General features: G+C 69.6%; 9 protein-coding genes. 6 read left to right on the plus strand and 3 right to left on the minus strand.

All coding sequences use genetic code 11. From position 1 onward, the window contains the following. Nucleotides 1-7 precede the first annotated feature (7 nt). Complete coding sequence (locus tag ABT114_RS45280) at nucleotides 8-580, minus strand: TetR/AcrR family transcriptional regulator (protein WP_351151715.1); 573 nt, start codon at nucleotides 578-580, stop codon at nucleotides 8-10. 122 nt (nucleotides 581-702) lie between these two features. Here ABT114_RS45280 and ABT114_RS45285 point away from each other — a divergent pair, with 122 nt between their 5' ends. The 5 genes from ABT114_RS45285 to ABT114_RS45305 all read left to right on the plus strand — a co-directional run bounded on the left by ABT114_RS45285 (nucleotide 703) and on the right by ABT114_RS45305 (nucleotide 4,543). Beyond that, nucleotides 703-2,157, plus strand: a complete 1,455-nt coding sequence (locus ABT114_RS45285) for an amidase (RefSeq protein WP_351151718.1) — start codon at nucleotides 703-705, stop codon at nucleotides 2,155-2,157. Between the two features lie 113 nt (nucleotides 2,158-2,270). Next, complete coding sequence (locus ABT114_RS45290; protein ID WP_351151720.1) at nucleotides 2,271-2,603, plus strand: non-heme iron oxygenase ferredoxin subunit; 333 nt, start codon at nucleotides 2,271-2,273, stop codon at nucleotides 2,601-2,603. A 51-nt stretch (nucleotides 2,604-2,654) separates the two neighbouring features. Then, nucleotides 2,655-3,203, plus strand: coding sequence for a TetR/AcrR family transcriptional regulator (locus ABT114_RS45295; protein ID WP_351151723.1), 549 nt, complete (start codon nucleotides 2,655-2,657; stop codon nucleotides 3,201-3,203). Between the two features lie 336 nt (nucleotides 3,204-3,539). Then, complete coding sequence (locus ABT114_RS45300) at nucleotides 3,540-4,037, plus strand: SRPBCC family protein (RefSeq protein WP_351151726.1); 498 nt, start codon at nucleotides 3,540-3,542, stop codon at nucleotides 4,035-4,037. After that, entirely contained in the window at nucleotides 4,034-4,543 is a 510-nt protein-coding gene (locus ABT114_RS45305) for a DinB family protein (protein WP_351151729.1), read from the plus strand. The genes ABT114_RS45300 and ABT114_RS45305 overlap by 4 nt, the downstream gene beginning before the upstream one ends. Nucleotides 4,544-4,833: 290 nt before the next feature. Here ABT114_RS45305 and ABT114_RS45310 read toward each other — a convergent pair whose 3' ends face one another. Next, nucleotides 4,834-5,571, minus strand: coding sequence for a VOC family protein (locus ABT114_RS45310; RefSeq protein WP_351151732.1), 738 nt, complete (start codon nucleotides 5,569-5,571; stop codon nucleotides 4,834-4,836). A gap of 499 nt (nucleotides 5,572-6,070) precedes the next feature. Then, on the minus strand, nucleotides 6,071-6,544 hold the full coding sequence (locus ABT114_RS45315) for a hypothetical protein (protein WP_351151735.1): 474 nt from the start codon (nucleotides 6,542-6,544) through the stop codon (nucleotides 6,071-6,073). A gap of 1,653 nt (nucleotides 6,545-8,197) precedes the next feature. On the opposite strand from ABT114_RS45315, the gene ABT114_RS45320 reads away from it, so the two are divergent. Continuing rightward, the coding region (locus tag ABT114_RS45320; RefSeq protein ID WP_351151737.1) for a zinc ribbon domain-containing protein at nucleotides 8,198-8,693 on the plus strand (496 nt) is incomplete at its 3' end.

An 8,693-nucleotide genomic window follows, 5' to 3' on the forward strand; every position in this document is an offset into this window, starting at 1 on the left:
GTCGCGCCTACAGGTCGAACGCGGCCAACACCTGCCCGAGGACGGCGAGTTGCCGCTTCGCCGGCCACTCCTCCCGGTGCTCCACCGCCGCGAGCACTATGCCGTTGACCGTTACGCGCAGCACGTCGACCATCGGCTCCAGCCGCTCCTCCTCGACCAGCGGCCGCAGATGGTCGCGCAGGTACTCCCGCATCCGCGTGTCCATGAGGTCGAAGAATGAGTCGATGCTGGGATCGTCCTCGCGCTGCCCGATCAGGGCGACCCGGCCGCACTCCGCGATCCACGCCTCCTCGTCGAGGGGCAGCATCCACTCCAGCAGGATCTGAAGCCGCTCCCGCGCGTCGGCGCCCTCCTCCAGGCCGGCCAGCTCGACGTCGTAGTCCTGGAGGACCGTCTCGGTTATGGCCTGGAGCAGCTCCGCGCGGGTGGCGTAGAAGTGCGTGACCAGGGTGATCGAGCCGCCCAGCTCCTTCGCGAGCGATTTCAGGGTCAGGGCTCCGAGGCCGCGCTCCGCGAGGATCCGCATCGCCGCCGCGGTGATGTCCCGCTTCCGCTGCTCATGGTCGACATGGCGGGGCACTGGCCCTCTCCTCCGTAGGTCGGCACTGGTTGTGCAACGCATGTTACGCAACAGGGATTGGCGTTGTGTGATGGTCGTTGTACTTTCTTCGCTACACAACGTCTCTCTTCCTGGAGATCTCGATGACCGAAGACGAGCTGTGCTACCTCCCGGCCACGGAGCTGGCGGCTTCCATCAAGGCCCGCGAGGTCTCGCCGGTGGAGGTCGTGGAGAGCCTGCTGACCCGCATCGAGCGGCTCGACCCCGCGTTGAACGCCTTTGTCACGGTTGTCGGCGACCAGGCACTGGAGGCGGCGCGACGCGCAGAACAGCAGGTCACGGCCGTACCGGCTGCTGAACTCGGTGCCCTCCACGGCGTCCCGGTCACCGTCAAGGACCTCACGGACACCGCCGGGGTGCGCACCACCTACGGCTCGGTCCACTACAAGGACCACGTCCCTGACCGCGACGGCATCGGGTGGGCCCGCCTCAAGGCCGCCGGGGCGATCCTGCTCGGCAAGACCACCACGCCGGAGTTCGGCATGGGGGCCGTGACCGACAGCCCGCTCACCGGCGTGACGAACAACCCCTGGGACCTCTCCCGTACGGTCGGCGGATCCAGCGGCGGTGCTGCGGCCGCCGTCGCCGCAGGTCTGGGGCCGATCGCCTGGGGCAGCGACGGCGGCGGATCCATCCGCGTGCCGGCCGCCTGCTGCGGCACCGTCGGCCACAAGGCGTCCCTCGGCCGCATCCCGGTCACTGGCGAGTCGGACGTCTACGGCACGGTCGACATCTCCGGCCCGCTCACCCACACGGTCGCGGACGCCGCACTCGTCCTCCAGGTCGTGGCAGGCCCCGACCGCGAAGATCCGCTGTCCCTGCCCGCCTCTCCCGTGGACTACAGTCGCTGCCTCGACGACGCTCACGTCCGGGGGCTGCGCATCGCCTACAGCCCGAACCTCGGCCACGGTCCCGTGGACCCGCAGGTGCGGGCCCTCGTCGAGCGCGCAGCCCGCACGTTCGAGACGGAACTCGGCGCACATGTCGAGGAAGTGGCCGTCGAACTCCCTGATCCCATCCAGTACTTCTCCGACTTCTGGTCCCCCGCCGCCCTCGCCCTCCTGGAGGACATGGTCGCCGGGCAGGGGCTGGACATCTCCCTCTCCGACCGGACGTTCGCCGAGTTCACACGGCGGGCGCGCGGAATGTCCGCCGTCGACTACTACCGGGTCGCGGTGCAGACGCGCGCCCGGATCGCGGCCGGTTTCGCGGCCGTCTTCGGCGCATACGACCTCCTCCTCACGCCCACCATGCCTGTGTCCGCCTTCCCGCACCCCGGCCCCGAGGGCGGCCCGGTGACGGTCGACGGGCAGCCTGTGAAGGAACCCGTCTACGACTTCCACCGCTTCACCGAACCCCCGAGCCACGCCGGGCATCCGGCCCTCACCGTGCCCTGCGGGTTCACGGAAGAGGGCCTGCCCGTCGGACTCCAGGTCATCGGGCCGCACCACGCCGACGACGCCGTCCTGCGCGCGGCCGCCGTCTACGAGGGGCACGCGGGGTGGCACAGGCGCCGCCCTGCCCTCGCGGTGTCCTAGGACCATATGCCGAGGGTGATTCGGGCTGCGGGCCGGTACCGGCAGCGGTCCCGGTCATTAGCTTGGGTGATCAGTCTGGTCACCCCCGAACCTGGACGTATCCGAGGAGTTCGATGTCCATCAGCGGTTACACGTACCTCTACCGGTTCGACGTACTGAAGGAGGACGTTCCGCGGCGGTTCGAGGTCGAGGGCGTGCCCGTCTCCCTGGTCCTGACCGGGGATGAGCTCTTCGCGATCCACGACGTGTGCTCGCACAGTGCCGTCTCGCTCTCCGAGGGGGAGGTGGAGGGGTGCACGGTCAAGTGCTGGCTGCACGGCTCCCGCTTCGACCTGCGCACCGGCAAGCCGCTCGACCCGCCGGCCCCGCGGCCCGTCCCGGTATATCCGGTGCGGATCGAGGATGGTTGCGTATACGTCGATGTCGTACCGCGGAGTGATGGATGACCGAGTCTTCGGGCGATCTCGCAGGGGAGCGTACCGACGCCGTCCGCAACCGTGCCAGATTTGTTGGAGGCGGCCGCTTGGCTGGTGGCCGAGCGGGGCGCCGAGCACGTGACGATGCACGAGGTCTCGCAGGTCGCCGGGGTGGGCAAAGGCACGCTCTTCCGGCGGTTCGGTGACCGCAACGGACTCCTGCTGGCTTTGCTGGACGACGTTGAGGCGGAGTTCTACGAGGCGTCCGCCCTGGGTCCACCACCGCTGGGACCGGGGGTACCGGCGAAGGACCGGCTGACCGCGTTCGGTTGCGCTCTGATCGAGAGGGTCGCCGACGAGACGGACCTGGGCCCGGCGCTGGGCCGCCAGGTCCCCAGCGAACGCCGCCAGACCTCGCACTACGGCCGGGCCTTCCCCCAGCACGTCCAGTCGCTCCTGCGGGACGCGGGAGTCGTGGGCGACCACGCCATGCTCACCCATGCCCTGCTCGCCTTCGTCGACCTGGAGACCTTTGACCACCTGCGTACCGACGACCAGGTCACCACCGCGCGCCTGAAGAGCGCCCGGGCGGATCTGGTACGGCGGGTGACCGGCGCCGACGAACGATGAACGTCCGGCACCGTTCTCACATGAGGAAGACGCGCACGGCGTTCGTCCCGCCCATGGCCTCCGCCTCCTCGGCGTCCTGGGATCACGGAGTCGGACCCGTCCGCACTGATCTGCCCTGGTGACCAGGTCGGATTCTGCGCCGGCCGCACGAGGGCGCGAGTACTGCTGGAGGAGATCGCCGCGCACCTGACGGCGTGTGGTGCCGGCGACAGAACTGGTTCGGTGGGAGTGCGCGCAGGGCGGGGCTCGTACGCGCTCGTCCAGGCGTTGTCGTACCCCCGGTGTAGCGTCCAGGCCGGAGTCAGGTTCAGCTCTGCGGTTGACGGAGGGGCGCGGATGGCCAGTACGACAGGCGGGCCCGTGGTGGTGGTGTCCCAGCGCATCAAGGCCCCGGCGGAGGACATCTTCCGGATCCTGGCCGACCCCGGACGGCACCCGGACCTCGACGGCTCGGGGATGCTGTGCGGTGGCGTCTCCGATGCCGTGGTCTCGGGCGCCGGGGACGTCTTCGTGATGCGGATGCACTACGAGGGCTACGGCGACTACGAGATGAACAACCACGTCGTCGAGTACGAGCAGGACCGCCGCATCGGCTGGGAGCCGAGGCCCGGTCGCGGGCACCCGGACGCCACCGAGCCCGGGGCCGCATGGGGCCACCGGTGGATCTTTGACCTGCTCCCGGACGGGGCCGGGGCGACGGTCGTGACCGAGATCTTCGACGGTTCGCGCATGCCGGAGGACAAACGCACGGAAGTGGACAGCGGGCGCGCCTGGTGGCAGACACAAATGGCGAGCACCCTCGAACGCCTCGCCGAACTGTGCGCCGCCCGGTGAACGCCGAACTCGCAGCCCTCAAGGGCGCCCTGGACCGCCAGCGTGAGCACGTCCTCGGGATCCTCGAAGGGCTCTCGGCGGAGGATCTGCGGCGGCCAGTGCTGCCCAGTGGCTGGAGTTGCCTGGCATTGCTTCGCCACCTCACCCTGGATGTCGAACGCTTCTGGTTCCCCGGGGTGATCGCGGGCGAGCCGGATGTGGCCGGACAGCTCATGACAGGCGCGGAGGCGCACTGGTACATACCCGAGGGAATGAGCGCCGAGGAGGTCTTCGCCGACTACCGGGCAGCCATCGCGCGCGCGGACGCCGTGCTCGCCGCCGCCGCGCCCGAACAGAAGCCCGCCGCCTGGCCCATGGAGATCTGGCCGACCTGGCGGCTGCCTGACGTGCGGCACATCCTGATCCACGTGCTCACCGAAGTCGCCTGCCACAGCGGCCACTTGGACGCGGCGCGTGAACTGGTCGACGGCACCACCTGGCTCGGCGGGAACCCCTACGCCGGCTAGTTCTGTGACCGGATCAGGTTCGCCGGGTTCTTCTGCGGAAACCGTTACCCGCCAGCAGGAAACGGGTGGCAGAGTCCAAGGAACCGTCCTATGCCGCGAAGTAGCATCAACCAGCCCGCTTAAGCCAAACCCGCAACAGTTGAAGACCCTGGGCGCTACCCACCAACAGCGGAAAGAGGGCTCTCCTGCCGTATGCGTGGGTCAGGCTGTCGCGAGTTAGCGGCCGGGGAGGGCGGGGCCCGGCGCCGCGCACTGCCGCACCACCATGAGGGAGCGGACGGAGTTCCGCGTCAGCCCCGGCCGAGGACGCAGAACTCGTTGCCCGCCGGGTCGGCCATGACGACCCAGGAGACGTCACCCTGACCCACGTCGGCCCGTATCGCGCCGAGGCCTTCGAGCCGGGCGACCTCCCTCGCCTGATCCTCGACGGGGTCGGACATCACGTCGAGATGGACGCGGTTCCATACGACCTCGTCGTCGGGCGTGCGGCGGAACTCCAGGTACGGCCCGACGCCCTTGACGGAGCGCAGCAGGGCGCGGTCGTCGGTCAACTCGTGGACGGTCCAGTCGATCGCCTCGCCCCAGAACCGGACCATGGCCCGTGGATCGGCGCAGTCGACGACCACGGCGGCCATCGGCCCGGTGTCCCGGTAGAGCTCCCGGGGCTCCAGGACGCTGAACACGTTGCCTTCCGGGTCGGCCATCACCGTCCACGGCGCGTCACCCTGGCCCACATCGGCGGGCCTGGCCCCGAGCTCCTTCAGACGTGCGACCAACTTCGTCTGATGGGCGTCGGAGGTGGTAGCGAGCTCGATGTGCACGCGGTACTTCACCGTCTCCGGGTTCGGGACGCGGACGAGATCGATGCAGACGGCGGACGGGTCCGGCCAGTCGAAGCCCACGGGTTCCAGGTTGGTGACGCCGGGCCCTTCGCTGGAGATACCCCAGCCGAGCGCCTCCGCCCAGAACTGGCCGAGCGCCGAGTCGTCCCGGGCCTTGAAGTTCACCTGAACAAGTTGCAGCGTCATGCCACATACCCTAGGTGATCCCCCATCGAGCAGGCGTGCGAAATTCAGAGCGACGCCAACCCGGACAGTGACTACCCCCACCGCCTGAGCTGGACATCCCTCCTGCGAAACGGGCACCTCCCCGAAAGTGCAGTCGTTGAGCACCGTGATCAGCTCCTGGAAGCCCTGCGCACGGGACGACAACGACGCCACACCGAGATGAGCACTCAATCAATTCACGGACGCGCGCAGGTGACTTCGGACATCAGCGCAGTCGACTCCGAAACTGACAGGCCGGTTACGCAGACCCGTTGAGGCCTTCAAAACCCCCTTCAAAACCTGGGTAATTCAAGAAACCCGAACCGCCGTTTTGTGACATGATCCGGGGCCATGACGACCACTCAGGAGCCAGCGGACGGCGCAAACATGTCCTGTTGACGTGACCGAGCGTCACCACACCATACGAACCGGACCAGAGCCCGAAGATCAATTACAGAGCCACGAAGCATGAGTCGGCGCGTCACTGATCATCGAGGGATGCCTGCCGGGCAAGGAACTCCTCGAACGCCGCCTTCTGCTTCGGATCCATGAAGCTTTGGCGGACGTTGCGGGCCTTCTCCTGCAGCCAGTGCGCCTCGTCGGGGTCCAGTAGCTCGGCGACCACCACGCCTTTGCGAGCAACCGCGGTGCGCCCTCCTACGCGACGACGAAAAAGCGTGAACGCGCCGAATTCCGCTGGGTGGGCCAGTTCCGGCTCCTCCGCCACAGCCCGGTTCTCCTCCTCAGCGCCACTCGTCGGGTAGGCGGTGGGGGCCCAATGCTCCCAGAGCGCCAGCGTGGCCGCGGGCACTAGCACCGCGCGTTCCGCCTCTTCACGCCCCTCCCACATGAACGTGACAGTGACTGGCTCGCCGACCGCCTCGGCCAACCCGAGCACCCTCTCCACCTCATCGTTGATCGGATAACCCACCACCACATCGATCTGAATGCCCATGACGCCTGAGGGTCTTCAACTGTTGGGGGTTTGGCTTAAGCGGGCTGGTTGATGCTGCTTCGCGTCAGCGGGACGGTTCCTTGGACTCTGCCACCCGTTTCCGCCTGCCTGGTAACGGCTTCCGCTGTTTTTGCGAGTGGGAGTGTTGCTCCTTCGCTGCGTCGCGGGATGGCGACGGTCGTGGTTTCCCGTGCGTTGCGGTGCCGCTCGGGTGCGGGGGGCTCGGGCGGATCGACGGGACACGGCGAGGCCGTGTCCTTGTGTGAGGGTCGTTCGTTAGTCCGATCAAAGCGCCGGGGGGCGGCCGCTCCGGGAGACTGACCGGGATCGTGCGGAAAGGAAGGGGGGTGATGGGTGTGGCCGGGTTGATGGCAACGGCCGCCTGCACCGCCTTCCGTGGCGTCCTGGAGAGCAGTGGTGAGCGGGTCGGGCAGGGCGTGCTGTTCGAACGGGTGGGGTTTCTGGCCGAGTTGAGCCGGGAGCTGACGGGTGCTCTGGTGGCTTCCCGGTGGGACGAGGCCTCGCTGGACGTGCTGGCCGCCGGGGTGGACGAGCGGGGTGAGGTCCTGCCGTCCAAGGGGTGGATGGCGATGCGCCGCCTCAACTGGCCACAGGACGTCACATCCCGGGCCGGGGTGTATGTGTCGGACCGGGTGCGCCGCGGCGCCGAGGAATACGCGGCCCGGACGCTGCGGCTGGCCCTGCACCGGCGCACCATCGTGACCGCGGTCCTGGCCACCTGGCCCGCCGATCCCCGTCGGCGCACCGAGGCGGAGTGGACGGCGCTGCGGGGGCTGCTGCCCGCCGGGGTGAACGGTGCCGAGATCCGCAACCGCACCCGCCAGATCCGCGCCCACCAGGCCGAACACGGGTGCCTGCCCGCCGGGTTGTGCGTGTTGGAGGGCCCGCCGCAGGTGGCTCCGCAGGTGCTCCTCGCGGCGATGGACCGCCAGCAGGTCACCCTTCAGCGGGTGGACGAGACCACCGCCCGGCTGCGTCTCAAGCTTCCGCTGAACGCGGTTCCTGCCACGGGCCGGGACTGGGCCTGGCACGTGATCGACATCCGGCTGCCCGGCACCGTCACGGTGGACGCGGTGCTGCACACCCCGACCCTGCGCCCCACTCCACAGGGCCGGATCGCGGTGGATCTGCCGGACTCCCGGCCCGCCCCGCCCGTCAAGGCGAGCGGGCATGCCGTGGCACTCGGCTTCGACTGGGGCGTCAACACCCTGCTCACCGGCATCCTCGGCCGCCTCACCGGCAAAGGACAGACCCGGCGGGTCCTCACCGACGGGCGGCCGCTGGTCTTCGACGCCACCACGGTCAGTGCCGCCCTGCACCGGCTGCGCCGCGTACGTGAGCACCTCGCCGCCAAACGCGATCACCACCGGGCCCTCGCGGACGGGCTGGGCTCCCCGCACCTTCGCTGGGGTGAGCACCTCGACCGGGCCCTGAGGCTGGAGGTCGAGCACGGGCGGGTGTGTGCCCGGATCCGGCACCTGAACCATGCGCTGGCCTGGGCGGCGGCCCGCTGGGCCGTCGACCAGGCCAACGCGCTCGGCGCGAGCGTCCTCTACCTCGAAGACCTCACCCACCCTGGAAGCGCGCGGCCACCGGCGCGGCAACGCCCGCCTGTCCGGGCAGGTGCGCGGCATGGTGGCCGAGGCAATCGGGCATCTGGGTGCGCGGGCGGGTATCGCGGTGGTCACCGTCCCGGCCCGCGGCACCTCCCGGCTGTGCCCCGGCTGCCTGGCCCCCCTGACCCACCATCCCGCCCCCGACCGGCTGGCCGAACGCGGCTGGAAATGGGCGCACTGCACCGGGTGCGGGCTGTCCATGGACCGCGACCATGCCGCCGCTCGCCGGATCGTCTCCCGCGGCCTGCTCGCCCAAGCCCACACCACCACCGACCGCGCCACCCACACCCGCACCATCCGCACCACCGTGGACGCCACCGTGACCCTGGTGCGCCGCCCGAAGAAGACCACCCGCCGCCTGCGCCGCCAACACCAGGCCGAACAGGCACCGCCCCGCCCGCGCGGCCCGAAGACCAGCCCGGGCAAGGGGCGCCCCACCCCCAGCAGACCCACCCACCCCCGGCACCAAGACCTCCGGCACACCGCCCAGGGGCAGGTCCCGGGCCCGAAGA

The organism is Streptomyces sp. NPDC002088 (assembly GCF_040296605.1).
Classification (GTDB): domain Bacteria; phylum Actinomycetota; class Actinomycetes; order Streptomycetales; family Streptomycetaceae; genus Streptomyces.

Excerpts from the sequence above, each read along its gene's own strand:
- ABT114_RS45285 (WP_351151718.1), top strand. The coding sequence starts at position 703 with ATGACCGAAGACGAGCTGTGCTACCTCCCGGCCACGGAGCTGGCGGCT.
- ABT114_RS45290 (WP_351151720.1), top strand. The coding sequence starts at position 2,271 with ATGTCCATCAGCGGTTACACGTACCTCTACCGGTTCGACGTACTGAAG.
- ABT114_RS45300 (WP_351151726.1), top strand. The coding sequence starts at position 3,540 with ATGGCCAGTACGACAGGCGGGCCCGTGGTGGTGGTGTCCCAGCGCATC.
- ABT114_RS45310 (WP_351151732.1), bottom strand. The coding sequence starts at position 5,571 with ATGACGCTGCAACTTGTTCAGGTGAACTTCAAGGCCCGGGACGACTCG.
- ABT114_RS45315 (WP_351151735.1), bottom strand. The coding sequence starts at position 6,544 with ATGGGCATTCAGATCGATGTGGTGGTGGGTTATCCGATCAACGATGAG.